General features: G+C 54.0%; 19 protein-coding genes. 9 read left to right on the top strand and 10 right to left on the bottom strand.

Going from position 1 to position 23,206, the window contains the following annotated elements; all coding sequences use genetic code 11:
- Window positions 1-6 precede the first annotated feature (6 nt).
- On the top strand, window positions 7-372 hold the full coding sequence (locus DTL42_RS03150; RefSeq protein ID WP_147274140.1) for a hypothetical protein: 366 nt from the start codon (window positions 7-9) through the stop codon (window positions 370-372).
- Between the two features lie 93 nt (window positions 373-465).
- Here the strand turns inward: DTL42_RS03150 and DTL42_RS03155 are convergent, their stop codons facing one another.
- Entirely contained in the window at window positions 466-966 is a 501-nt protein-coding gene (locus DTL42_RS03155) for a hypothetical protein (protein WP_147274141.1), read from the bottom strand.
- 709 nt (window positions 967-1,675) lie between these two features.
- Between DTL42_RS03155 and DTL42_RS03160 the strand changes: the two genes are divergently transcribed.
- The gene (locus DTL42_RS03160) at window positions 1,676-2,632 is read left to right on the top strand and encodes a hypothetical protein (protein WP_114367229.1); all 957 of its coding nucleotides are present in this window, start codon (window positions 1,676-1,678) and stop codon (window positions 2,630-2,632) included.
- Between the two features lie 25 nt (window positions 2,633-2,657).
- On the opposite strand, the gene DTL42_RS26185 is transcribed toward DTL42_RS03160, so the two are convergent.
- Window positions 2,658-3,158 carry a DinB family protein gene (locus DTL42_RS26185; RefSeq protein ID WP_158545211.1) on the bottom strand — a complete coding sequence of 167 codons (501 nt, stop codon included), beginning with the start codon at window positions 3,156-3,158 and terminating at the stop codon, window positions 2,658-2,660.
- A gap of 288 nt (window positions 3,159-3,446) precedes the next feature.
- Between DTL42_RS26185 and DTL42_RS03170 the strand changes: the two genes are divergently transcribed.
- The 4 genes from DTL42_RS03170 to DTL42_RS03190 all read left to right on the top strand — a co-directional run bounded on the left by DTL42_RS03170 (window position 3,447) and on the right by DTL42_RS03190 (window position 8,094).
- On the top strand, window positions 3,447-4,550 hold the full coding sequence (locus tag DTL42_RS03170; RefSeq protein WP_114367231.1) for a glucose 1-dehydrogenase: 1,104 nt from the start codon (window positions 3,447-3,449) through the stop codon (window positions 4,548-4,550).
- A gap of 266 nt (window positions 4,551-4,816) precedes the next feature.
- A complete protein-coding gene (locus DTL42_RS03180; RefSeq protein ID WP_114367233.1) occupies window positions 4,817-7,000 on the top strand; it encodes an FdhF/YdeP family oxidoreductase in 2,184 nt (727 codons plus the stop codon).
- A gap of 105 nt (window positions 7,001-7,105) precedes the next feature.
- Complete coding sequence (locus DTL42_RS03185) at window positions 7,106-7,558, top strand: MarR family winged helix-turn-helix transcriptional regulator (protein ID WP_114367234.1); 453 nt, start codon at window positions 7,106-7,108, stop codon at window positions 7,556-7,558.
- A gap of 17 nt (window positions 7,559-7,575) precedes the next feature.
- Window positions 7,576-8,094 (top strand): DinB family protein, encoded by a 519-nt coding sequence (locus DTL42_RS03190; protein WP_114367235.1) that lies wholly within the window; start codon window positions 7,576-7,578, stop codon window positions 8,092-8,094.
- Window positions 8,095-8,144: 50 nt separating this feature from the next.
- On the opposite strand, the gene DTL42_RS03195 is transcribed toward DTL42_RS03190, so the two are convergent.
- From DTL42_RS03195 to map, 8 genes are all read right to left on the bottom strand, one after another.
- Window positions 8,145-8,807 (bottom strand): metal-dependent transcriptional regulator, encoded by a 663-nt coding sequence (locus DTL42_RS03195; RefSeq protein WP_114367236.1) that lies wholly within the window; start codon window positions 8,805-8,807, stop codon window positions 8,145-8,147.
- A gap of 69 nt (window positions 8,808-8,876) precedes the next feature.
- Window positions 8,877-10,100, bottom strand: coding sequence for a glycosyltransferase family 61 protein (locus DTL42_RS03200; RefSeq protein ID WP_158545212.1), 1,224 nt, complete (start codon window positions 10,098-10,100; stop codon window positions 8,877-8,879).
- A gap of 26 nt (window positions 10,101-10,126) precedes the next feature.
- Window positions 10,127-11,320, bottom strand: a complete 1,194-nt coding sequence (locus tag DTL42_RS03205) for a glycosyltransferase family 61 protein (RefSeq protein WP_158545213.1) — start codon at window positions 11,318-11,320, stop codon at window positions 10,127-10,129.
- Between the two features lie 126 nt (window positions 11,321-11,446).
- Complete coding sequence (gene cysN / locus DTL42_RS03210; protein ID WP_114367239.1) at window positions 11,447-13,378, bottom strand: sulfate adenylyltransferase subunit CysN; 1,932 nt, start codon at window positions 13,376-13,378, stop codon at window positions 11,447-11,449.
- 129 nt (window positions 13,379-13,507) lie between these two features.
- A complete protein-coding gene (cysD, locus tag DTL42_RS03215; protein WP_114367240.1) occupies window positions 13,508-14,416 on the bottom strand; it encodes a sulfate adenylyltransferase subunit CysD in 909 nt (302 codons plus the stop codon).
- 254 nt (window positions 14,417-14,670) lie between these two features.
- The gene (gene rsmG, locus DTL42_RS03220; protein ID WP_114367241.1) at window positions 14,671-15,354 is read right to left on the bottom strand and encodes a 16S rRNA (guanine(527)-N(7))-methyltransferase RsmG; all 684 of its coding nucleotides are present in this window, start codon (window positions 15,352-15,354) and stop codon (window positions 14,671-14,673) included.
- A gap of 122 nt (window positions 15,355-15,476) precedes the next feature.
- Window positions 15,477-16,775 carry a hypothetical protein gene (locus tag DTL42_RS03225; RefSeq protein WP_114367242.1) on the bottom strand — a complete coding sequence of 433 codons (1,299 nt, stop codon included), beginning with the start codon at window positions 16,773-16,775 and terminating at the stop codon, window positions 15,477-15,479.
- 203 nt (window positions 16,776-16,978) lie between these two features.
- The gene (map, locus tag DTL42_RS03230; RefSeq protein ID WP_114367243.1) at window positions 16,979-17,776 is read right to left on the bottom strand and encodes a type I methionyl aminopeptidase; all 798 of its coding nucleotides are present in this window, start codon (window positions 17,774-17,776) and stop codon (window positions 16,979-16,981) included.
- Between the two features lie 382 nt (window positions 17,777-18,158).
- Here map and leuS point away from each other — a divergent pair, with 382 nt between their 5' ends.
- The 3 genes from leuS (at window position 18,159) to DTL42_RS03245 (ending at window position 23,172) form a co-directional block, all read left to right on the top strand.
- Window positions 18,159-20,990 (top strand): leucine--tRNA ligase, encoded by a 2,832-nt coding sequence (leuS, locus tag DTL42_RS03235; protein WP_114367244.1) that lies wholly within the window; start codon window positions 18,159-18,161, stop codon window positions 20,988-20,990.
- 171 nt (window positions 20,991-21,161) lie between these two features.
- Complete coding sequence (locus DTL42_RS03240; RefSeq protein ID WP_114367245.1) at window positions 21,162-21,710, top strand: inorganic diphosphatase; 549 nt, start codon at window positions 21,162-21,164, stop codon at window positions 21,708-21,710.
- A gap of 169 nt (window positions 21,711-21,879) precedes the next feature.
- On the top strand, window positions 21,880-23,172 hold the full coding sequence (locus DTL42_RS03245) for a glucose-1-phosphate adenylyltransferase (protein WP_114367246.1): 1,293 nt from the start codon (window positions 21,880-21,882) through the stop codon (window positions 23,170-23,172).
- Window positions 23,173-23,206 lie beyond the last annotated feature (34 nt).

The following is a 23,206-nucleotide window of genomic DNA, read 5'->3' on the forward strand; positions in this document are numbered from 1 at the left end:
GCCTCTGTGATTACGCCGATGACCATTCTGACGACGGTATCTCTTTCGCTGATTCTGTCGTTGTTTAGTGACCGTAAACTAGCTTTCGTCCCGTGCTGTCTGGCCGCTTTTGGTGGTGCCTACAGCATCGCTCCTCGCATTTTCAGCAATCCTCCGGTTTGGGTAAGGGGCTACACGCGGCACGACTTTCTTCGTTTTGACTTGCTGCTTCTCGTTGGCATGACAGCCGGTTTGTCAGTGGCCCTTTTTCAGCTGAACCGCTGGCCGAACCTCTATTGGATCTGGCCAACTGTCACAAGTCTTTTGTTGAGCGGCTTAGGAACGCTGGCGGCAATCATTGTTGGTGAGCTTGGTTGGCGATTGGTTTTCTGAACGGCTTGGCCACGCAAGTTACCGACTTCTGGAGTCAGCGAGGCTTGTCCCCCCAGTTGCCATGCATTCCTGACTCATAGTGAGCCGAATTGCCTACGGTGATTGGCTATCGACCACTTGTGACAACTCACTTACTCGAATTGTCATCTCTCGTAAACGTGCTTTTGCCTCGTTCCAGTAATTACTTTCTCCGCGAAGCGCAAACTCAATCACCGCAAGTTCCATTGCTGTTTCGATCGTGGGATCGATTTCGTGAGCCACTTGAAATAGTGAATAACCTTCCTCAAGCTGATCACGGGTGATAAAGCAATGGCCTTTTGCTCTCAATGCATCGGGGCAAGTTGGACAGATTTCTAAAGCCAGGTCGTAGCAAGCCAATTCGTCGACGTACCGAGATTTTGGTGGCAATCCCAACTCAATACATTCCCCGAGCAAAACAAAGACCTGAGGATATTTTGCTTGATCAATCCCGATCGACTCGAACAACTGCCAGACTTCTCGACTGGGAAGTTCTGCGTCGTCAGAGTCTGGAACCAAAGCGGCAAGTTTCTTTTTGAAGTCAAGATACTGATCCGTACTAAGTATTTCATTCATCGCAAAAACCTGGGGCAAGACAGCAATCGTAGGACCCACCCGGGCAAGATGCCCGGGGTACACGGTGGGTTTAACTTTGTTTCGGTTTCATACTCAAAACTCTTCTGACAGTGACGTTCGGCTGTTGTTTGGTTTCATACTCAAAATTCAAACCCTAAGCCCAGCAACGACTTCCGGTACGGTTGTCTTATTATCGAGACGTCGTTTTTCACCTCACCGGTTTCATACTCAAAACTCCGTAAAAGCTGCTCTCTGACGAAATCCTCTGTGAGCCACTGGCATCCTGCCGGTGCGAAGTGGGGACCAAGTTAGCAGGACCCACCCGGTGGGTTTAACTTCCTATCGGTTTCATACTCAAAACTAAATGGGACTTCTCGAGCACTGGCTTTCTACGTGGGATGAGCGCACGAATTTCCGGCGGGCCGGATGGTCCGTTCTCGAGCATTAAGTTAGGGAGAAGATGTCCAGCTTGCAAACAACTCTTTGCACAAACTACGATCTATCGAAGAAAATGCCACTGCGTACCGACGAGACCTCCTTCGTGCGGGCTGCTATCAGAGCGATTTACGGCAAGAATTGTCGCTGCGTAACGAATTAAAGAGCAAAGAGTATTGTGTGGTGGTTTCTTCAGCGGACATGCCAACCCATGGCCAAGTCGCAGGTGATTCAACCACGCGAGATTATTCCTTATCTTTCCTGAACCCGAGAAATGACCGAACCGGAACAACTTGCCTCTCTCAACGCCCGGCTTGCCGAGTGCCTGGCCAATCATCGAGAGAAAACAAAGCTCTGGAAAATGCTTCGAGAAACGAAACAACAACTTGCCCAGGCCACCCACGCACAGCAAGAAGCGAATCAGGTTTTGGAGCAAGCCCAAGCCGATGTTAACGCCTTGGAAGGCTTGAGCTTAACGGCCCTGTTTCATGCTGTTCTGGGAGTAAAAGAGGAACGCTTGGAAGAGCAGCGTCAAGCGATTGTTTCCGCGAAGCTCAAACGAGACCAAGCCCAAGCAACCATTCATGATCTTGCGCCAGAATGCAAACAAATAGAACAGCAAATGAATACTCTTGGCGATGTCGATCGCCAGCATCAAGCGTTGCTTCGTGAGAAAAGCGAATACTTGCAACAAAGCGGGCATGAAACGGCCCAGCGCATCATCGGGCTGACAGAAGAAATCGCGAACTATACAGCTAACGAAAAGGAACTTTACCAGGCAATTCGCGCAGGCAAGTTAGCGCAAGCATCCCTCGACGATGTTCGCCAATCGCTTAACTCTGCCGCAAACTTCGGGACGTTTGATATGCTGGGTGGCGGGATGCTTACCACAATGGCCAAACACTCTCGGCTCGACACAGCCCGCCGAAGCGCCGAGCAGACCCAAAAGCATCTGCTCTGCTTTCAAAAGGAACTGGGGGATGTTAATCAGCGTTTGCAAATGTCGCTGGAAATCGGCTCGTTTACCACCTTCGCCGATTACTTCTTCGATGGCCTGATCGCCGATTGGATCGTTCAATCGAAAATCAATCATGCCCGGCAACAGTGCGACGATACCCGTGCTGCCGTGAGAAAAGTGATCGAGAATTGCCAACTGTTTCTTCACAAATCACAGCGAGCCAAACATAAGCTAGAGACAGAAAAACAACAGCTCATCGAGCAAGCTTGTTGATGCCTTTCGCCGCAGTGTGCCGACTTTACGCGTGCGCCAAACGCTGTTCAACAATCTGCCAGTGATGCCGCACGTGCCCAACCATGCAGCGGCCGAGTTGGCGAACCGTCCAAGGAAAACCGCTCGCGTTTCCTTCTCGCTCGAAGGCCTCTTCCGGAAACGTACGGAACATCTCGATCGTCCCTTGGCGGACGAGCATGAATTCCTGTACGAGTTCGTGATAAGGGCGTTGATTGAAGTTGGCTTCCTGCATGAACAAATCTTGATCAAACCCTGGCAGCGGGGTTGTATCAGCACGTGCGAACCGGAGGGCTCGGTAAGTGAAGACACGTTCGGTATCGATCAGGTGCCCCACGATCTGCTTTATGGTCCAGGCATAAGGGGGATGCACGATTGTCGTTTTCTCTTCCTCCATCCCCTGGAAGCAGGGAAATAGCTGAACGAACTGCTCCTTTAGGGTTTCGTAGCAATCGGTCTCTGGGGCTAAATCCAAGTAACGCTGAAAAGGTGCCGGCTGGGTCATCATTTTCTCTTTATACGATCCTCGAAAACTGCAAGCATACCGAGAGTCGGCAAGACAACCGAAACTACTACAAAGTTCGTTAAGTTCCTCCAATCTCGCTCCCTTCGCCCGATTCCTCTCATGGGGTGTCTGTGGTAAATTGGGCTCCTTTAACGCGTTTAGCACCACGTTGAATTTCTTCAGATCGGCTACGTAATTGAGATTACTCGCTATCGAAGCAGAAAACCAACAGACTGCTGGCGTATTGGATTTCTTCATTCCCCCTACCTTCCATAGACGAGTCGGCTCCCCATGAAGGCGATTGCGGTTACTCCCGGGACCCCCAATAGCGTCCATTTGCGTGACATTCCAGAACCTTCCCTCGATCAATTCCCTAACGGCAAGGGTGTGCTGGTCAAGGTGTTGAAGGTGGGCGTGGATGCTACCGACAAGGAAATCAACGACGCCCTGTACGGCAATGCCCCTCCCGGGGACGACTTCATGGTGCTAGGGCACGAATCGTTTGGCGTGGTCGAAGCCGTGGGCGAAAACGTGACCCGCTTCAAACCAGGCGACTACGTCACCGCGACCGTACGTCGCCCCGGTGGTTCGATCTACGACAAGATCGGCACCTACGATATGACCAGCGAGGAAACCTACTACGAACGCGGCATCAACCTGCTGCACGGGTACCTCACCGAGAAGTTCGTGGATGAAGAAGATTACATCATCCGCGTCCCGCAAGGGCTGACCCATCTGCATGTGCTGATGGAACCCATGAGCTGTGCCGCCAAGGCCGTGCATCAAGCTTATGAAGTGCAGCGCCGCATGAAGGTCTGGAGCCCGAAGGTCGCTTGGGTGATGGGCGCCGGCCAGATTGGCTTGCTCACCACGCTGGCCCTACGTCTGCGCGGCCTGCAGGTTTGCACCATCGCCCGTGCCCCAGGCCCGCACTTGAAGCAAGAGATTGCTGAGGGTCTGGAATCGAAGTATGTCAGCACCAAAGACACCGATCTGGACGAACTGGTCAAGCAGACCGGTCGACCTGACATCATCGTCGATGCGACCGGCAGCAGCGTGATCGCTTTCGAGAGCATGAAGTATCTTGGTCTGAATGGCGTGTTGGTGCTGACTAGCGTGACCGGTAACAACACCCGTCACGAGCTTCCCACCGACAAAATCAACCTAGAATGGGTGCTCGGTAACAAGCTGCTGTTAGGTAGCGTGAACGCCAATCGCGACCACTTCGAGATGGGTATCCGCGACCTGGCCCTGGGCGAAATGATGTTCCCCGGCGTCTTGGAGAAGATTTTGACCAACCCGGTCGATGGCCTGGATAACTACAAGGAAGTCATCCGCCTGCTGGTCGAAGACAACTCGGCCTTAAAGGTGTTTGTGAACGTCGCCTCGGAATAGTCAACTCCACGTTGGCTTTCCTAAGCCGTACAAATTGCAAAGCCCCGCAGGGTAGATATTGGCTAGCAGCACTTGCCATGTCTCGTCCTGTGGGGCTTTTACGATTTTCGGCTTCTCTGCCCCTTGCCAGCAGTTGGAGAACATCCCAGGTTTCGCTGGCAGCGCGAACCGCGTTCCCTGGTTCGCCCGATCTGCTAGAATATCTATCGAGGCAAACTTCCCTCCCAACAGCCTCCTGCACGTTCATCTTTTCAGGACAACCCGAAATGAAAAAGCCAACCAGTGGCGGCGGCTGGCAAGCAATCCGGTACACATTTCAGAAAGCGCGCGAAGCGGGCGGGTACTGGAAGTTCTGGAAGGCCATGCGGAGCAAAAACGCTTGCAAAACGTGTGCTCTGGGAATGGGTGGCCAAAAGGGAGGCATGGTCAACGAACGCGGCCAATTCCCGGAAGTCTGTAAAAAATCGATGCAGGCCATGTCGGCCGACATGCAAGGAGCGATTCCGGACGACTTCTGGCAAACGTACAGCGTGGCTCAGCTGCAGAAGTTCACTCCTTACCAAATGGAGCACGCCGGGCGTCTTACCAAGCCGATGCTATGGGAAGCCGGCCAGCAACATTACCGGCCAATTACGTGGGAAGAAGCGTTCGGGCGCATTGTCGGCAAACTCAAGTCGCTTGCCGCTGACCAAACGTTTTGGTATTTCAGCGGACGAAGCAGCATGGAGGCCGGCTTTCTGCTGCAGCTTTTTGCCCGCATGTACGGCACCAACAACGTCAACAACTGCAGTTACTATTGCCATCAAGCCAGCGGAGTTGGCCTTTCCACCACCATCGGCAGCGGCACAGCAACCATCGTGCTCGAAGATGTCGAGCATGCCGACCTGGTCTTTCTGATCGGTGGCAACCCTTCCAGTAACCACCCCCGTTTGATGTCGACCTTGAAGCATGTGCGTCGGCGTGGTGGGGAAGTGATTGTGATTAACCCGGTGGTCGAGACAGGTCTGGTTAATTTCCGCGTGCCGAGCGACCCTTGGAGTTTGTTGTTTGGCACGAAGATCGCCACGCTCTATGTTCAGCCTGATATCGGCGGCGACCTGGCCCTGCTTTATGGGATTGCCAAGCGGGTGCTCGAACTCAACGGACAAGATCAGCAGTTTCTGGACGATCATTGCGAGAACACGCCAGAGTACCTCGAATTCTTGCGAGCTTTGTCCTGGGAAGAAATCGAAACCAAGTCTGGCGTCGGGCGGCTTCAGATCGAAGACATTGCCCAACGCTACATCAAAGCGAAGCGGGTTATCTTCAGTTGGACGATGGGGATCACGCATCACGTGCATGGCGTGAACAACGTGCAAGCAATCGCCGCGTTGGCCGCCATGCGGGGGATGGTCGGTAAGCCGGGCTGTGGTTTAATGCCCATTCGGGGGCATTCCAACGTGCAAGGCATTGGCTCGGTGGGTGTCACCCCGACGCTCAAACAGGCGATCTTCGACGGGCTAGAACAAGAATACGGCGTGCAACTTCCCCGCACGCCCGGACTCGACACCTTAGCGTGCATGGAAGACGCCCATTCCGGCAAGCTGAAGTTTGGGCTTTGCCTGGGAGGCAACCTCTACGGATCGAACCCAGACCTCAACTTCGCCGCCGAATCGATTCAGAACCTCGACACGATGGTCTACTTAAGCACGACGCTCAACACAGGGCATGCGCACGGTATCGCGCGGGAAACCATCATTTTACCGGTCTTGGCTCGCGATGAAGAACCGTACCAGACGACCCAAGAGTCGATGTTTAATTACGTTCGCATGTCGGAAGGGGGGCCGCGGCGCTTGGAAGGTCCGCGCGGCGAAGTCGATGTGATCGCCACCATGGCCGAAGGTGTCCTGAACGATCAGACGCCAATCGATTGGAAATCGATGCAAGACACCAATAAGATCCGCGCCGCCCTGGCCAAGGTGGTTCCTGGCTTCGACAAGATCGCGGATATCGATCGGACGAAGAAAGAATTTCAGATTGACGGGCGAACATTCCACACCCCAAAATTCCCTACGCCCAGCGGTCGGTTGATACTTCATACGAGCGAAATCCCCGATCTGAAAGGGACCAGCGAGGGGGAACTGCGGCTGATGACGGTACGTAGTGAGGGTCAGTTCAACACGGTGGTTTACGAAGAGTACGATATCTACCGTGGTGTTGACCGACGCGATGTGATCCTTTTGAATCCCTACGACTGCCAACGCCTGGGTGTGAAGCATGGGCAAAAGGTCGCAATCACTTCGAACATTGGCCAGCTCAACGGTTTTGTGGTCCACGAGTTCGACGACATCAAAGCTGGCAACGCCCTAATGTACTATCCCGAAGCCAATACGTTGGTCTCTCGCTCAGCCGATCCAAAGTCGAAAACCCCAGCGTTCAAAGGAGTGGTAGTAACGGTTAAACCGCTTTAGCTTTCGATAAGTTTCGGTGAGAACTCACGCAGCTCGGTTTGCCTTCCCCTGAACGTTTTCTAGAATCTAAATTGTCCGTTACCCAACCTTCTGAAATAATTCTGCATGAGCTGGAAAAAGGAAGACTCTCTCTGTTTTAACCTAGGCGTAGCGATGCGAAGGATTTCGCGGATCTATGCGGAAGGGCTTTCACCGTATGAGGTCACGCCACCCCAGCTTTTTATGCTGTCTTGCTTAGAGTGTCGCGATGGTCAAAAACCAAGTGAGCTCGCCGAGCAGGTTCACTTAGACGCTAGCAGCATGACCGGTTTGCTCGACCGAACCGAGAAAGCAAACCTAATTCGCCGTATCCGCGATCCCGATGATCGCCGAGCCCTCCGCATCTACCTTACGCCGCAGGGGGAGGAAACGGTCGCGAAGCTGCGACCGGTGGTTGAGCAGCTTCAACAAAAGGTCCACGAACTGTTCTTTGCCGAATCAAGCGAGCAGCAAATCGCAGACTTCCTGCAAATCCTTCGTAACGCCGGTATCGGGTGTGAACGCCCTAACGAAGCCTGAAAATCAAGGAGAAGCCCATGTCCATGATCCAACGGATACAACACCAATTGGAAGCGGCACGCGGCTTCACGAATCGCATTCTGAGCGACTTCAAACAGCCTGAAGATTGGGTCGCCCAGGTCTGTAGCCAGAGCAATCACGCCCTGTGGTTTATCGGGCACATGGCCACGACCGACAACTTCTTCATTTCGCTTTTGGCGCCAGATAAGGTCGCGAATAAAGATCACTACCAGGAACTGTTCGGCCTCGGCTCTACGCCTTCGGCTCAGCTAACGACCTACCCGCCGATCGAAGAAGTTCGAGCCTACATGAACGAACGCCGGGCGACGCTCTTAGAAATTCTCGGTAGCCTAACCGACGAAGACCTGGCCACAAAAACCCCTAGCGGTACGCCTGATTTTCTGGCCGACTACGGACAAGTATTTGAAACAGCGATTTGGCACGAAGGGCTCCACAGCGGGCAACTGACGATGGTCCGGCGATCGCTGGGGCATTTGCCGGCCATGGAATCCTTGCCACCTCAGCAACAAGCGTAGTCGATCCGAGCAATTCAACCGGGCTAGTAAGCTCCGTCTATTAAATCGCGTTAAGAAACGGCGGTCACCATCAGCTTTTCAGCCGCCTCGATCCCTAGCGCCGTGACCCGATCCTGAATTTCGATCATCAAGATGCCTGCTTCAGGGCGATTAGCGATCAGCTTTGCCTCGCAACCAGGCTGCAGCGTTTCTTCCGTTAAGTAGCGGAGAAAATCGGGGCTTTGGTCCATCACCCGAATCAGCCGAAATGCCTTACCGGCTTCCCACTCGGTTAGCTTCACCCCTTCTTCTGTGCGAATCTTTCCGTCCGAGGTTGGAATCGGATCGCCATGTGGATCGGAAGCAGGGTAGCCCAAAAATTGGTCGATCCGGTCGACCAATAAATCGCTCACGGCGTGTTCCATGTTCTCGGCCTCTTCGTGGACTTCGTCCCAGGCCAAGTCCAGCGTGTGAACCAAAAACAGTTCAATCAAGCGATGACGTCGTAAAACACGCAGGGCCAGTTTCCGCCCAGATTCGGTCAGACGTACGCCTTCGTACTTGGTGTACGAAGCCAGACCGGTTTCGCTGAGGGTTTTTAGCATGCTGGTAACGGTCCCCGGCGAAACCTTCAGCGCAGCGGCGATTTCCCCAGTGGACGCGGCCTTATCGGGCCCTTGCATCGCGATCTGGTAAATCTCTTTCACATAATTTTGAATTGTTAAACTGGGCATTGGGGTGGGCTCCGCAGGGTCTTTCAGAACCCGATTTTAGACGTTTGCAGTTCTGCCCACAATCTGCCGTCATGCCGCAACTAAATAGCGACTAGGCTGTTGCGCCAGACAACCTTCCAATTGCGCAACATCTACCACGATGTGCGATTCTTCTTTGCGCGTCCCCTGCACTGCCTGGCCAAGGAACCACACCATGTCGTGATCGCACTGGGTACACAAACGATGAAAATAACCGAAGGGCCGATAGACTGTCCCTATTTCAATCACCTTCGCACCAGGCGGGGTGAATACGATATTGGCCAGCCCAGCCCCATGTGGACCGACAATCATTTCGGCTTGCTGAAATAACTGAATCTGCTCTCGCACGTTTAGGTCTTCCAGAAAGTATCGCTGAAAACCATGACGAGCAAGCATCGCCATCACTTGGTCTTCATTCAGCACTTTCCGCCAGCCCGCCTTGGCCCGCGAGATATAGATGCGTTTTCTTTTCCCACTTGCAACTTGAGACCACGGTTGCTGGGCCATCCGCTCGAATAAAAACTGGCGAGCTTCTCTTCGAGGAAAACTAATCGGCGAACAAGCCACAAGCTGATCCGGCAAGAGATGCCGACCAGCGGCCTCGGGAATAACCTGCTCGCTTCCTACCCCAAAAAGTTCTAACAGTTGTTTGGCATAGCGGTGTTGATAAGGGGCGTAAAACTGGTCGATCTCGATTCCTGCTTCTTCAAACAGACGCAGCTTGGGCAAACATTCCACCAGGAAATGAAAGAAGTTCATTCCGCACACCGAATAAGAAAGCACGCCCAGCTTGCCGCGAAAACGCATGGGTTGCGGCAGCCCTCCGCGATAATTCCAACGTCCGTGCGGGCCTTGGCTTTTAAATTGAATTTTTCCGACATCGGTAAGGTTGCAGTTATCCGGCGTGATCACGGCGACGGTTCGCCCTACTACCCTACCCCGCTCGATCGATACAACATATTCCGAGTCGAAATGATACTCGCCGACCGGATGGATCTCTTCCAGATATCGATGGCGTCTATCTAACGACTGACTTTTTAAGTGGGGTGAAAGCTCGTCAACGGCTCCTTCAATCTTGCGGGGCGAGATAATCTCGGCGCGAGGAGGCGATACTTCGATCCATTGGCCTAGCCCTGGTCGGCTAGCTGCCCATTGGCGAGAATCCATTTCCACGGTCGGAGCAGGCACCCCGAACGCGGCGTAGTAGCGCTCGCGGAGCCAGCCATGCCATTCTGCTCCCAGCTTCTCGAGCCCTATTTTCTGAAATCGTGGCATTTCCATACTACTTCTCTCTTCCTTACTCATGCCGCGCTTCGATAAGGCGCGACTACCGATGCCGGCTGAAGCAGTGCTTCGATGTCTGTTTCTAATTGGCGAACATCAACATTGAGGTTCGCCTCCCCTTCAGAGAGCTTTTCAGAACGCGCCACGAACCAAGCAAAACGATGCCCACAAACGGCGCTCAAACGCTGAAAAAAAGGAAGTGGACGATGGACCGTACCGATCTCAACCACGGTGGCTCCTGGGGGCGAAAACACCATGTTTGCTAACCCAGCCCCATGCGGCGCGACAATGATAGCCGCTTGCTGAAAGAGCTTGATTTGATCTACCAGCGGCATCCCTTCCAGTTGAACCGCTTGAAACCCTTGCCGAGCAAGCGTTGTGACAACCTCGGCTTCGTTAATAACCCGGCGAAATCTTGCCGACGCACGAGAAATGTAGATCCGTCGCTGAGGTTTGCCGTCGAGTTGGTTCCATGGTTGCCGCGCCATGGTTTCAAACAAGTAACGCATATCTGCCGGTCGAGGTAACTCGAGCGGCTGCGGCACATAAACATCTTCCGCCGTAACGTGACTTAGTTCGCGAGCCGGGACGATGCGTGAGGCGGGAATACCCCATAACTTGAAAAGCTGCCGATTGAAGTCATAGCGAAACGGAGCGTAATATCGATCGATCCGCGCGCCGGCCATTTCCAGGTGACGCAGCTTCGGCAGGCAATCGATCAGAAAATGATAGTAGTTCCCACTGCACGCCCCAAACGCCAGGACACCAAGTGAGCCAGACAACTTCCTGGGACGAGGCAGATGCCCAACGTAGTTTGCTGCGTCGGGCGGAGAAGCATTGGCAAATCGAAGTGTGCCGAGATCTTCCAGGTTGTATTCACCTTCCGAAGTGATCACGGCAACATTTCGTCCAAAGACATAGGGCGACTTCATATGGATCATGCGGCCTTCGTCAACCGTGTAGTCGGCATGACCAAAAAGCAATCGCTCGAATTCGGTTCGCGTTGTCTCTGGCAGAGCCGACAGATGGCCGGCAATCTCGTCTTGCGAGCCAAAGACTTGCCGAGCCGGTACAGATATCCACTCTGGCGGATCAAGTGGCTTGATACTACCCAACGTGGGTCGCCAGACAATCCAATCGTCGGCTGCACAAACCTTGGCAGGGGGCGCCATGCCCTGATAACGAAACAGCAGTGCACGAACACGGGACATAAATTGTCGCCGCCAAGCGCTGAATCGCCGCTTCATCTCATGCCTTCCTTGGACGAGGAGAAGTTCCCGAGGAACTCCCCCCAGGCCAAGGGAAATTATGCCAGCATGGCGGCCTTCAACTCAAGATCAATCGATCAAACCGCGTTCTTGCAAGAGCTGATAAATCTTGTCGACGCACTGCTCGACTTGCATTTCGTGCGTGGGCAAAACCAGGTCGGCATTGCTCGGCGCTTCGTATTCGTAGCTGACGCCAGGGAAATTAGCAATCTCGCCACTATCGGCCTTGGCGTAGATGCCGGAATCGTCCCGCTGACGGCAAACCTCGACCGGTGCCGACAGATGAACCGTGAGGAAGCGATCTTTACCAATGACTTCGGCAGCTTTGGCCCGCACTTCAGCATTGGGGGCCAAGAAGGCCGCGATGCATAGCACGCCAGAATCGTTCAACATGCGGGCAATTTCGCTTCCTCGGCGGAGGTTCTCGCTGCGATGCTCGGCGGTATAGCCTAGATCTTTACTGATGCCGTGCCGCAGGTTCTGACCATCGAGGACGATGCTCGTCTTGCCTTCGTCGAACAAGCGACGTTCCAAAGCGTAAGCGATGGTCGTCTTGCCGGCGCCGGTCAGACCGGTCAACAGCAGCGTGGCAGGTTTCTGACCGAAACGAGCGGCTCGTTCCTCAGCAGAAACATTCCCCTTCGAGGCTTGCAGCGACTGGTCACCTTCGACATCCCATAGCTCGTCCTGGTCGCTGGCATCGCGATCGATGATCATGCCGGCACCTACGGTGCGGTTGGTCATGTAATCGATGAGAATGAAAGCGCCGGTTGTCTTATTCTTCGCATAGGGGTCGAAGCACACCGGCTGGCTCAGCTTGACCGAGCAGCGACCAATTTCGTTCAGCTTCAGGGCTGGGGTATCTTGCCGATGCAGCGTGTTGACATCGACGTTGTAGCGTAACCGCGAGACCGTTCCGGTCAACATCTTGGTGGCATGCTTGACGAAATATTGCTTGCCCGGCACGAGCGGCTCTTCCGCCATCCAAACCACCATAGCGCCGAAATTGCTATCGACCTTGGGGCGATTGCCAGGGCGGACAATCATATCGCCACGGCTGCAATCGATTTCGTCCTCGAAGGTAAGCGTGACCGACATCGGCGGATAGGCTTCTTCCAGGTCGCCATCCATGGTCACGATTCGCTTGACCTTGCTGGTCTTCTTCGAAGGCATGACCATCACTTCTTCGCCGGGACGAATCGTGCCGGACGAGACCGTACCGCAGAAACCGCGGAAGTTTAAGTCAGGGCGATTAACCAACTGGACCGGGAAGCGGAAGTCTTGCAAGTTTCGGTCGGAACCGATGTAAAGGTTCTCGAGCATGTGCATCAGTGTGGCACCTTCGTACCACGGCATGCGTTCGCTCTTCTCGACCAAGTTGTCCCCTTTAAGCGCCGAAAGCGGGATGAAGTGGACATCGTCGGCCGACATCTTCGCCGCGAAGTCGACGTAATCTTGCTTGATCTTCTCGTAGACTTCCTGGCTGTAATCGACTAGGTCCATCTTGTTGATCGCGACCAGAATATGGCGAATCCCCAACAGCGAAGTGATGAAGCTGTGGCGTTTGGTTTGGGTCAACACACCTTGGCGGGCGTCGATCAGAATGATCGCCAAGTCGGCGGTTGAAGCCCCGGTGGCCATGTTGCGAGTGTACTGCTCGTGCCCGGGCGTATCGGCCACAATGAATTTGCGTTTTGCGGTCGAGAAGTAACGATAGGCCACGTCGATGGTGATACCTTGCTCGCGTTCTTCTTTGAGACCGTCGGTCAGCAGCGCCGGATCGATCTCGCCGGCGACGGTTCCGTGCGTGGCCGAGTCTTTCTCGATTGCTGCCAACTGATCTTCGTAAGCCGCTTTCGACTCGATCAACAACTTACCCAGCAGCGTGCTTTTGCCGTCGTCAACGCTACCGCACGTGATAAAACGCAACAGTTCTTTCTTCTCGTGCTGAGCAAGATAAGCATGAATGTCGGTCGCGATCAGATCAGATTTGTGAGACATACGTCTAGTTTTCAGGGTTCGGTGGTCAGTTTTCAGTGGGATTTATGGTCCAGCCTTCTTGCCGAATCAGTCTTCTTCTCTTGCTGAAAACTGAATACGAAAAACTGAACACGCGCCTGTCTACAGGCGTTAAAAATACCCTTCTTCCTTCTTCTTCTGCATCGAGGCGCCCTGATCTTTATCGATCGCGCGGCCCTGACGTTCCGAGGTCGTGGTGAGCAGCATCTCTTGGATGATATCTGGTAGCGTGACCGCTTCCGATTCGACGGCACCGGTCAGAGGGTAACAGCCCAACGTGCGGAAGCGGACCATCTTTTCTTCTACCTTTTCGCCCGGCTCGAGCTTGAGGCGGTCGTCGTCCATCAAAATCCACATATCGTTACGCCACACCACGGGGCGTTTGGCCGAGTAGTACAACGGGACGATCGGAATGTTCTCGAGATGGATGTATTGCCAGACGTCGAGTTCTGTCCAGTTCGACAAAGGAAACACACGGATGCTTTCCCCTTTGTTGACCTTGGTGTTGTACAAACTCCACAACTCTGGCCGCTGATTCTTGGGATCCCAGCGGTGATTGCGATCGCGGAAAGAAAAGACACGTTCCTTGGCCCGCGACTTCTCTTCGTCACGGCGAGCCCCACCAAACGCGGCATCGAACTTGTATTTATCTAACGCCTGCTTCAAGCCGACGGTCTTCATCAAGTCGGTATGGCGCACGCTGTCCTCGAACGGGTCGATTCCCAGCTGCTTCCCTTCTTCGTTGATGTGAACGATCAGATCGAGCCCCAGCTCTTTGCGGGCATATTCTTCGCGGAAGTTGATCATTTCCTTGAACTTCCACGTCGTATCGACATGCATCAAAGGAAACGGCGGTTTGGCGGGATAAAACGCCTTCATGGCCAAGTGGACCATGACGGACGAGTCTTTCCCTACCGAATACAACATTACCGGGTTCTCAAACTCGGCCGCAACTTCGCGGATGATATGGATGCTTTCCGCTTCCAACTGTTTGAGATGCGTTATCTGATAACCGGACATCAATCCATCACTACAAGTTGAAGTTAAGCAATTTTGGCCTTCTTCCCAGGAGGGAGGAAGGTCGAGGCGTGGAAATCACGCGGAGCGCAACACCGATCGGTAAGATCGACATTGCTCTAAGCCTTAACAACCTAGCCGATCCGAGAAATTCGACAGGCCGTTAGGTCGATTATTCCATTGGGAGATAATCGCCTGATTATAGGGGGGAAGCCCCATCTCAACAACGACACAAACGGGGCGCAAGTTGAATCGTCTCAAGGCTCTTTGCGACCTTTCGCCCAAACTTTCACAATCACACTCGGATGATCGTTGCCGGGCGTTTCGTACTCGTAGGAATTACGAATCTCGACCGACTTGGTCACGCCATGGTGGCGAGCTTCTTTCACTTCTTCCACCCAACGGCCACCCTTCACCGCTAGCAAGCGACCAGCCGATAGCCAGTGCTTTTCGAGCCAGAGCAACAGTTTCCGCAGCGGAGCGACCGCTCGACATACGACCGCATCGAAGCTCAAGTCTTCGAGAACGTCTTCGGCCCGATTGTGGTAGACAGGAATCTCTAATCCAAGACGCTCGACGATTTCCTGCGTGGCTTTGGCTTTCTTGCCGACCGAATCGCACAAGCTAACTCGAACGTCAGGCCGGATAATGGCGATCAAAATCCCGGGAACTCCGCCACCGCTGCCCATGTCGAGGATTTCCTCGTTGGGCTTCAATTGCCCCGCCAAGGCCATGCTATCAATGACATCGCGCGAGACAAACTTGTCGTAATCGGTATGCCGGGTCAGATTTAGCGACTGATTGATCTCCCACAGCACATCGACATAGCGTTGGATCTGCTCGCGCACTTCTTCGGGCATGGGGGCTCCGTATTTCTGCAGAGCCTCCTCCAAAGTGCTACTCGGAGGGGATTCAGGAGCTGGCGAAACGTCTTCGCTCATACTGGCTTTCAAATAGATTGCTTCAAACGAACCCGTCCAACCCCAGGTGGCTGGAACAATCCTTCTATTTGACCATGAATGGTCCGTTTCGGCCATGACACCCAGGGACATCCCAAGCTTGTCTAGCGCTTCTCGTGTCGGTCGAGCACAATCACCCGATGGGCCGTCAAATGGGGCTTCGTAAACTGGTTTAATGGCGAAAGCTGGCCGTAGATCCCGACTTGCGTGCGAGCATAACGGCGCAAATTAAGTCCTGGGGCGGGGCTTACGAACTGAAGAACGTTCCCTTGGGAATCCGTCAACGCGAAGGGAGGCGTGTATTGGCCATTATTTTTTGAGGCCGATGCCCGCGTGATGACCGGCATCAACCAGCCACGTCCATCGTAGCGAGGGTCGAGGCCATCGCCGATAAACTTCGCTGCCGGATCGTTCGACTGGCCGATCTTGCCAAACTTCTCGTCATCTAAGTACGAAACCGCAGCCGGTGATGCCCCCAGCTTTTTGGCCTCTTCTGCAGCCAGCTTGCGTTCTTGCAGCTGAATAAACTCATCGACTTTTTCCAACAGCAGCCGGGCCTGACCTCGTTCGAGGGGGGTTGCCCCTTCCGCGATCAACCGCTTCGCCTGATCTTTCAGCGGCTTGAACTTCCACTCTTCGTAAGGTTTCAAGCATTCCAGGCTGATCGCCAGTTCAAGCTCGACTAAGTCCATATCTGCCAGGGGAGGCGTTTGTTCGAGCGGCTGTGGTTCGCCAACCAGTTGGGCCCCTTTCATCTCACTTGGTTCTTCATCATAAGAAACCGGGCGGATGACCTTTAGTTTCTCCTCGTTCTTCCGCCAGAAGTCGGCATCTTTGACGACTTCGTTAATCGCAGCTGGATCATCCTGGCGAGCCCAAGCCGGTGGTGGACCTGGCGTGATGCGCTCGATGAAATGCTTGTTGATCCAACGAAATTCGCCTGAGGGAGGCGCGATGCGATAGAACGCTTCCTTCTTGCCGCTCTCTTTATCGCGTAGTTCGACAATGCCCAGCACCGACACCGGCTCGCCTGGGCTTAGCTTCACGTGAACCACATGATGTTGATCGCTAATCTGGCTACCAACGTACGAGGGAGCATCGTGCCCCTCGATCAATGCGTCGCGTCGGTCTTCGCCGTAGGATAAGTCGTGAGCCCGAATCAGGCTGAATTCGTTCTCGGTGGGGCGAATAGCCAACCACCCGCCAGCATCTTCCCGGTAAACCTCGACGATGGTGTTTCTATTGAGATAGGCCGTCGGATAGTAGTTTTGCCCCGGGCCACTGCGGGTAAAGACTTGATCGGTCGTCACCCGCGCCTTGTACGGATCGGCGGCTTGAGTCGTCGCGGTACCAACAACCCAGGCAACGAGTGATAGCACACAGAACAGTGGTAGGCGAAGCATGTCGGATAACCTTCAGCAAAATCTTAAGCTCGATGCCGAAGGAAATACCGAAAATCGTGGCTGCCTGCAAGATTGATTTCAGTGCTGGCAGCAGACCAAATCGAATGCTGCCGGCCGTAACGTGAGATAGTTTACGGCTTTCGGTCTGACGTTTCGCGGGCGTTACGAACTTGCCGTTCGCTGAGGCTAGCCTTCTCGGCCGCTTAAAACTTGTGCCCTTTCTGCGGGCCATCTTTGGTTAGCGACAAGATCTCAGGGCCGTTCTCGGTCATCAGAATCGTGTGCTCGAACTGCGCGCTCAGGCTACGATCGCGCGTGCGAACGGTCCAGCCGTCATTTGGATCGAGCTGGGTTGCGGCGCCGCCAACGTTGATCATCGGTTCAATCGTAAAGCACACGCCTGGCATTAAACGGACCGAGTGAGCCGCACGGGTGGGGACGTGAGGAATGGAGGGATCTTGGTGGAAACGGCGTCCCAAGCCGTGACCGACGAATTCTTCAACCACGCCAAATTGGTACTTTTTCGCTTCTTCGACAATCACGCGTCCGATTTCCGAAACACGACAATCGGGATAGATCGCGTCGATCGCCAGGTACAAGCAATCAAACGCGCACTGCGTCACCTGCTTCGCTTCTGGGCTGACTTCCCCAATCAGGAACGTTTCCGACTGGTCGCCGTGCCATCCCTCGACAATCGAAGTCAGGTCGACATTCACAATGTCGCCATCTTTCAGTTCGTAATTGTCGGGAATTCCGTGACAAATCACTTCGTTCACGCTGATACAGCAGCTCTTCGGATACCCTTGGTAATTTAAACAGGCAGGCGTATGACCATGGTCCATGGTGTAGGCGTGAACCAGCCGATCGAGCTCGATCGTTTTGGTGCCTGCCTTCACAAAAGGACGGATGTAGTCCATCAGTTCGGAATTGAACTGACAAGCAACCCGCATGGCGTCTCGTTCGGAATCAACCAGTTGAAGATGACGACGTCCGTGAAGCATAGGGGGATCTTGGGGATGGAGGATGCGAAATGGAAGTGAGCGATATTCTACCGAATCGATCCCAAACCAGCGGCAACCAGCATGATCGATTTCAAAGATAGCCTAGCAGTTTACCAAGGGAATTGGCCAGACAACATGCTTTTATCACGATTTCCTGGCCGAGATTTTAGCTCGGGCGTTACAAACCGCGCGAACGTCAATCGCCGGAGGGGCTCTCCTTGAATTGTCAGTTTTATCGCCGCCCATTAGAATCGTTACCTTCCCAAGACGCAGGGAAAGCCATGTGAAATAAGATTTTGCGGCGATCCCCACCGATTCTATGCACTAAACCAGGTCGCCTCGTCGACGACCGTGATGTTATACCGCTCACTGGAAATCGCTCATGCCCCGTTACAATCCGGCCCAGATCGAACCGAAATGGCAAAAATTCTGGGAGGAGAACCACACGTTCCGTAGTCCTGTGCTTCCTCACGGGGAAAAAATGTACGTGCTGGATATGTTCCCCTACCCCAGCGGTGCAGGGCTTCACGTGGGGCACCCGGAAGGCTACACGGCGACCGATATCGTCTGCCGGTTCGCCCGTATGCAGGGGAAAAGCGTTTTGCATCCGATGGGTTTCGACTCATTTGGTCTTCCCGCCGAAGAATATGCGATTCGGACCAATACGCATCCACGTATCACCACCGAGAAAAACATTGGTGAATTCGTCCGTCAGCTGAAAATGATCGGTTTCAGCTACGACTGGGAGCGACAAGTCGCAACGACCGATGTCGATTACTTCCGCTGGACACAGTGGATTTTTCTGGTCCTCTTCGATACCTGGTACGATCAAGAAGCCGGCAAAGGACGCCCAATTGCCGAGTTGCCGATTCCGGCAGCAATCGAAGCTGAAGGGGAAGAAGCGGTCCGGGCTTACCAGGACGAGCATCGTTTGGCTTACGTGAGCGAAGCCCCGGTGAACTGGTGTCCGGAACTTGGCACTGTGCTGGCCAACGAAGAGGTGATCGACGGTAAAAGCGAACGTGGCGGGTACCCAGTGCAACGCTTGCCCCTCCGTCAATGGATGCTGCGCATCACCGCATATGCCGAGCGGCTCGAGCGCGACCTCGAATCGCTCGACTGGTCGGACAGTATTAAACAGTTGCAACGAAACTGGATCGGTCGCAGCACCGGGGCAGAAGTCGATTTCTTCCTGGGCAGCCCCGAAGAATTCACCCCATGGGAAATCGAGCGAAAAAAATCTGGATATCCTCGGAAGCCAGGCAACGACGTCTTGCGGGTTTATACAACGCGACCAGATACCTTGTTCGGGGCAACCTACATGGTGATCGCTCCGGAACACCCGCTGGTCGAGCAGTTGACGACCGCCGACCAGGCGGACGCCGTGAAGAAATACTGCGATGCAGCCGCATTCAAGTCCGACCTGGAACGGACCGAGCTTGCCAAGGAAAAAACGGGCGTCTTCTCCGGGTCTTACGCCGTGAATCCCGTGACTGGACAGCCAGTCCCGATTTGGATTGCTGACTACGTGTTGGCCAGCTACGGTACCGGGGCCATCATGGCGGTGCCAGCACACGACGATCGCGATTTTGAATTCGCTCAGAAATTCGACATTCCGGTGATCGCCGTAGTCGATCCTGGCGAGAAAACCAGTATCGATCGCGAGGCTGTTCTCGCGGGTGAAGCTTGTGCGACGTTTGACGGTATTGCGATCAACTCCGGCAAATACAACGGCATGCAAACCGCCGACGTCAAATCACAGATCGCCCTCGATTTGGAGCAAGCGGGCGTCGGCCGCGAAGCCACCAACTTCAAGCTGCGCGATTGGCTCTTCAGTCGCCAACGTTTCTGGGGCGAACCGTTCCCGATTCTCAAGGAACTGGACGAAAACGGCCAGCCTAACGGCAAAATCCGAGCGGTCCCGGTCGATCAACTTCCAGTCGATTTGCCTCATATTGAAGATTATAAGCCTCTCGGCCGCCCCGAACCGCCGCTGGAAAAAGCGGACGAAGAGTGGCTGTACCCAGTCATCGATGGCGTTCGTTACAAACGAGAAACGAACACCATGCCGCAGTGGGCTGGTTCGTGCTGGTATTACTTGCGATTCATTGATCCGCAAAACGACGAGGTTTTCGTCGACCCTGAAAAAGAAAAAGCCTGGATGCCGGTCGATCTTTACATCGGCGGGGCCGAGCATGCAGTGCTGCACCTTTTGTATGCTCGCTTCTGGCATAAAGTGTTGTTCGATCGTGGCTACGTCTCGACCCAAGAGCCGTTCCAGAAATTGATCAACCAGGGGATGATCCTTGGCGAGATCGAGTATACCGGCTATCAGCGAGCCGATAGTACTTGGATCGGCAGCAACGAAATCACCAAGCAAGACGACGCCTACACCGACGCCAACGGGCAAGAGGTCTGCGCGGTCAAATTGACCGAAGCCGACATTCTGAAGAAAGGAGACGGCTTTGTCTTGAAAGACGACGAAACCGTCCGCATCGATGCTCGTGCGTTCAAAATGTCGAAAAGCCGCGGCAACGTGGTCAACCCAGACCTTGTGGTGAAAGACTATGGTGCCGATAGCCTTCGCTTGTACGAAATGTTCATGGGTCCCTTGGAAGCGACCAAACCATGGGCCATGGACGGCGTGAAGGGAGTTCGCGGGTTCCTCGACCGGGCCTGGCGTCTGATCGTCGATCATAACGCGGAAGAAATCACCCTCAACGCGGCCGTGCAAGATGTTGAATTGAGCGAGGAACAAAACAAGACCCTGCATCGTACGCTCAAGAGTATTACCCAAGACTTGGCCAACCACAGCTTCAATACGGCAATTGCCCGTTTAATGGAGTTCACAAACTTCTTCACGAAGGAGTCGACCCGTCCGAAGAAAGCGATGGAGACGTTCGCATTGATGCTTTCTCCGTTGGCCCCCCATTTGGCTGAAGAATTTTGGCAGATTCTTGGGCACAAAGGGACCTTGGCTTACGAGCCGTGGCCACAATTCATCGAGTCGTACACCAAAGACAACGAGATTGAAGTGCCGGTGCAGATTATGGGAAAAGTTCGCGGCCGTATTACCGTTCCAGCCGACATTAAGAAGGACGATCTTGAAGCTCTCGCCAAGGCGGACTCACGCGTGCAAGAGCTTCTCGCTGGGAAACAAATCGTAAAAACGATTGTCGTTCCGGGACGGCTCGTAAATTTCGTCGTGAAATGAACTTAGCACGCCGTGAAGCGGTTGACGCGGCGGCTTTTTAGACGGATGCTACTAGGGTCAGGAACTTCCTGGCCCTACTAACTTTGTTTGCCGATTTTCGGCGATTGTTTTTGACAATTCGAAAGAAGCGTCAGGCCCCCACTGCCTGACTAGCACGGAAGACTCGCATCCATGACGCACGCTTGGCACGACGTGACCCCCGGTGAGGACATTCCAAGAGAATTTTGTGCGGTCATCGAAATCCCCACAGGTTCCAGTATCAAGTACGAACTGGATAAAGATACGGGATTGTTGCGAATGGATCGCATGCTTTACTCGGCCGTTCACTATCCGGCCAACTACGGGTTCGTCCCGCAAACCCTAGCCGAAGACGACGACCCGTTGGACGTGCTGGTTTTGTGCCAGGAACCGGTTGCGCCGCTGACCTTGATCACCGCCCGTGCGGTTGGTTTGATGACGATGGTCGATAGTGGTAAACTCGACCATAAAATTATTGCCGTGGCTGTCACCGATCCGGAATATTCTTCCTATACCGAAGCCAGCGATCTGCCCATTCATCGACGCAACATGCTGCGACGCTTCTTCCAGGACTACAAGATGCTGGAAGGCAAAACCGTCGAAGTCGATGAGATCCTTCCCGCCGAGCTCGCCTTGCCGATCGTGAATGAGGCGTTGGAACGCTACAGCAGTCAGCGTCGCCGCGGGTTTTATCGGAAGTAACAATCACGCCCTTTGCGGCGCGAAACTTGCAGTTATTTAAGCGAATTGCTATGTCAGCTCGTCCCGCTGACTTGCAATCGCTGCGTATCGGTCGTTATGTTTTGGATTCGCCATCGACCGAAATACCTATTGCTTATCGCAACTCACGTCACGGAAAGAAGGTGACCCAATGCGTAATGTCATCTGCCTAGTGCTGGGCGGAGGCCGAGGAACCCGGCTTTATCCCCTGACCAAATACCGCTCGAAACCTGCCGTCCCTCTGGCAGGCAAATACCGCCTGATCGATATTCCGCTTTCGAACTGCTTAAACAGCCAGATGAATCGCATCTATGTGCTGACACAGTTCATGTCGGTTAGTTTGCATCGCCATATCCGCCAGACCTATCGGTTCGATCACTTCAACGGGGGCTTTGTCGAACTATTGGCAGCCCAGCAAACCGCCGGTGAAGGTTCCGACTGGTACCAAGGCACTGCCGATGCTGTACGGAAGAATCTTCGCTACATTCAACAACATGGCATTGAGTACGTGCTGATTCTTTCCGGCGACCAACTGTACCGGATGGATTACCGCGAGATGCTCGATTCGCACATCGCCTCTGGTGCCGATGTCTCGATCGCTGGGTTGCCGGTCCACTCGAAGGAAGCCGGTGGGCTTGGCATTATGAAGATCGACGAAACAGGCCGTGTGCGTGGCTTCGTCGAAAAGCCGAAGACACCGGAAGAACTTGCTCATGTCCGGACCGATCCCGCTTGGATCGATGCCCGTGGCATTCAAAGCAACGGCCGCGATTGCCTAGCGAGCATGGGCAATTACCTCTTCAACCGCGACACGCTGCTCGAAGTGCTGGAAAAGACCGACTACCAGGACTTCGGCAAAGAGATCTTCCCCGCTGCCATCCGTAGCAAGCACGTGCAAATGCACATGTTCGATAGCTACTGGGAAGACATCGGTACGATCAAAGCATTCTACGAGTCGAACCTGGCCACGCTGGCACCTACGCCGCCGTTCGAGTTCGTGGAAGAAGAAGCACCGATCTTTACCCGGGCTCGCTTCCTGCCGCCTAGTATGCTGATGGACAGCCACGTTAGCACCAGCATGATCGCCGACGGTTGCCAAATCGGCGCCGGCTGCACGATCAAGAACAGCGTGATTGGCCTGCGTAGTGTGATTGGCGAGAACGTCACCATCGAAGACTCGGTTTTGATGGGCTGCGACTACTACTCGACCAAACGCGAAAACGAGCAAGACACGACCACCGGCCGCCCTCACATGAAGATAGGCTCTGGTAGCGTCATCAAAGGGGCAATCGTCGACAAGAACTGCCACATCGGGCACAACGTCCGCGTGGTCAACAGCGATAACCTGCCAGACAAGGAATACCCGGAAGGGGTAACCATCGTCGACGGAATCCCTGTCGTCGAAAAAGGGGCTTACCTACCCGATGGTTGGTCGCTGTATTAAGTCACGATCTTAAGACTTCAAAATTATGAAGGCC

Origin of the sequence: Bremerella cremea, from assembly GCF_003335505.1 — a bacterium.
GTDB lineage: Bacteria > Planctomycetota > Planctomycetia > Pirellulales > Pirellulaceae > Bremerella > Bremerella cremea_A.

What these genes read in the sequence shown, in the direction of transcription:
- DTL42_RS03155 (WP_147274141.1), bottom strand. Translation starts at nt 966, where the DNA reads ATGAATGAAATACTTAGTACGGATCAGTATCTTGACTTCAAAAAGAAA.
- DTL42_RS03160 (WP_114367229.1), top strand. Translation starts at nt 1,676, where the DNA reads ATGACCGAACCGGAACAACTTGCCTCTCTCAACGCCCGGCTTGCCGAG.
- DTL42_RS26185 (WP_158545211.1), bottom strand. Translation starts at nt 3,158, where the DNA reads ATGATGACCCAGCCGGCACCTTTTCAGCGTTACTTGGATTTAGCCCCA.
- DTL42_RS03170 (WP_114367231.1), top strand. Translation starts at nt 3,447, where the DNA reads ATGAAGGCGATTGCGGTTACTCCCGGGACCCCCAATAGCGTCCATTTG.
- DTL42_RS03180 (WP_114367233.1), top strand. Translation starts at nt 4,817, where the DNA reads ATGAAAAAGCCAACCAGTGGCGGCGGCTGGCAAGCAATCCGGTACACA.
- DTL42_RS03185 (WP_114367234.1), top strand. Translation starts at nt 7,106, where the DNA reads ATGAGCTGGAAAAAGGAAGACTCTCTCTGTTTTAACCTAGGCGTAGCG.
- DTL42_RS03190 (WP_114367235.1), top strand. Translation starts at nt 7,576, where the DNA reads ATGTCCATGATCCAACGGATACAACACCAATTGGAAGCGGCACGCGGC.
- DTL42_RS03195 (WP_114367236.1), bottom strand. Translation starts at nt 8,807, where the DNA reads ATGCCCAGTTTAACAATTCAAAATTATGTGAAAGAGATTTACCAGATC.
- DTL42_RS03200 (WP_158545212.1), bottom strand. Translation starts at nt 10,100, where the DNA reads ATGCCACGATTTCAGAAAATAGGGCTCGAGAAGCTGGGAGCAGAATGG.
- DTL42_RS03205 (WP_158545213.1), bottom strand. Translation starts at nt 11,320, where the DNA reads ATGTCCCGTGTTCGTGCACTGCTGTTTCGTTATCAGGGCATGGCGCCC.
- cysN (WP_114367239.1), bottom strand. Translation starts at nt 13,378, where the DNA reads ATGTCTCACAAATCTGATCTGATCGCGACCGACATTCATGCTTATCTT.
- cysD (WP_114367240.1), bottom strand. Translation starts at nt 14,416, where the DNA reads ATGTCCGGTTATCAGATAACGCATCTCAAACAGTTGGAAGCGGAAAGC.
- rsmG (WP_114367241.1), bottom strand. Translation starts at nt 15,354, where the DNA reads ATGAGCGAAGACGTTTCGCCAGCTCCTGAATCCCCTCCGAGTAGCACT.
- DTL42_RS03225 (WP_114367242.1), bottom strand. Translation starts at nt 16,775, where the DNA reads ATGCTTCGCCTACCACTGTTCTGTGTGCTATCACTCGTTGCCTGGGTT.
- map (WP_114367243.1), bottom strand. Translation starts at nt 17,776, where the DNA reads ATGCTTCACGGACGTCGTCATCTTCAACTGGTTGATTCCGAACGAGAC.
- leuS (WP_114367244.1), top strand. Translation starts at nt 18,159, where the DNA reads ATGCCCCGTTACAATCCGGCCCAGATCGAACCGAAATGGCAAAAATTC.
- DTL42_RS03240 (WP_114367245.1), top strand. Translation starts at nt 21,162, where the DNA reads ATGACGCACGCTTGGCACGACGTGACCCCCGGTGAGGACATTCCAAGA.
- DTL42_RS03245 (WP_114367246.1), top strand. Translation starts at nt 21,880, where the DNA reads ATGCGTAATGTCATCTGCCTAGTGCTGGGCGGAGGCCGAGGAACCCGG.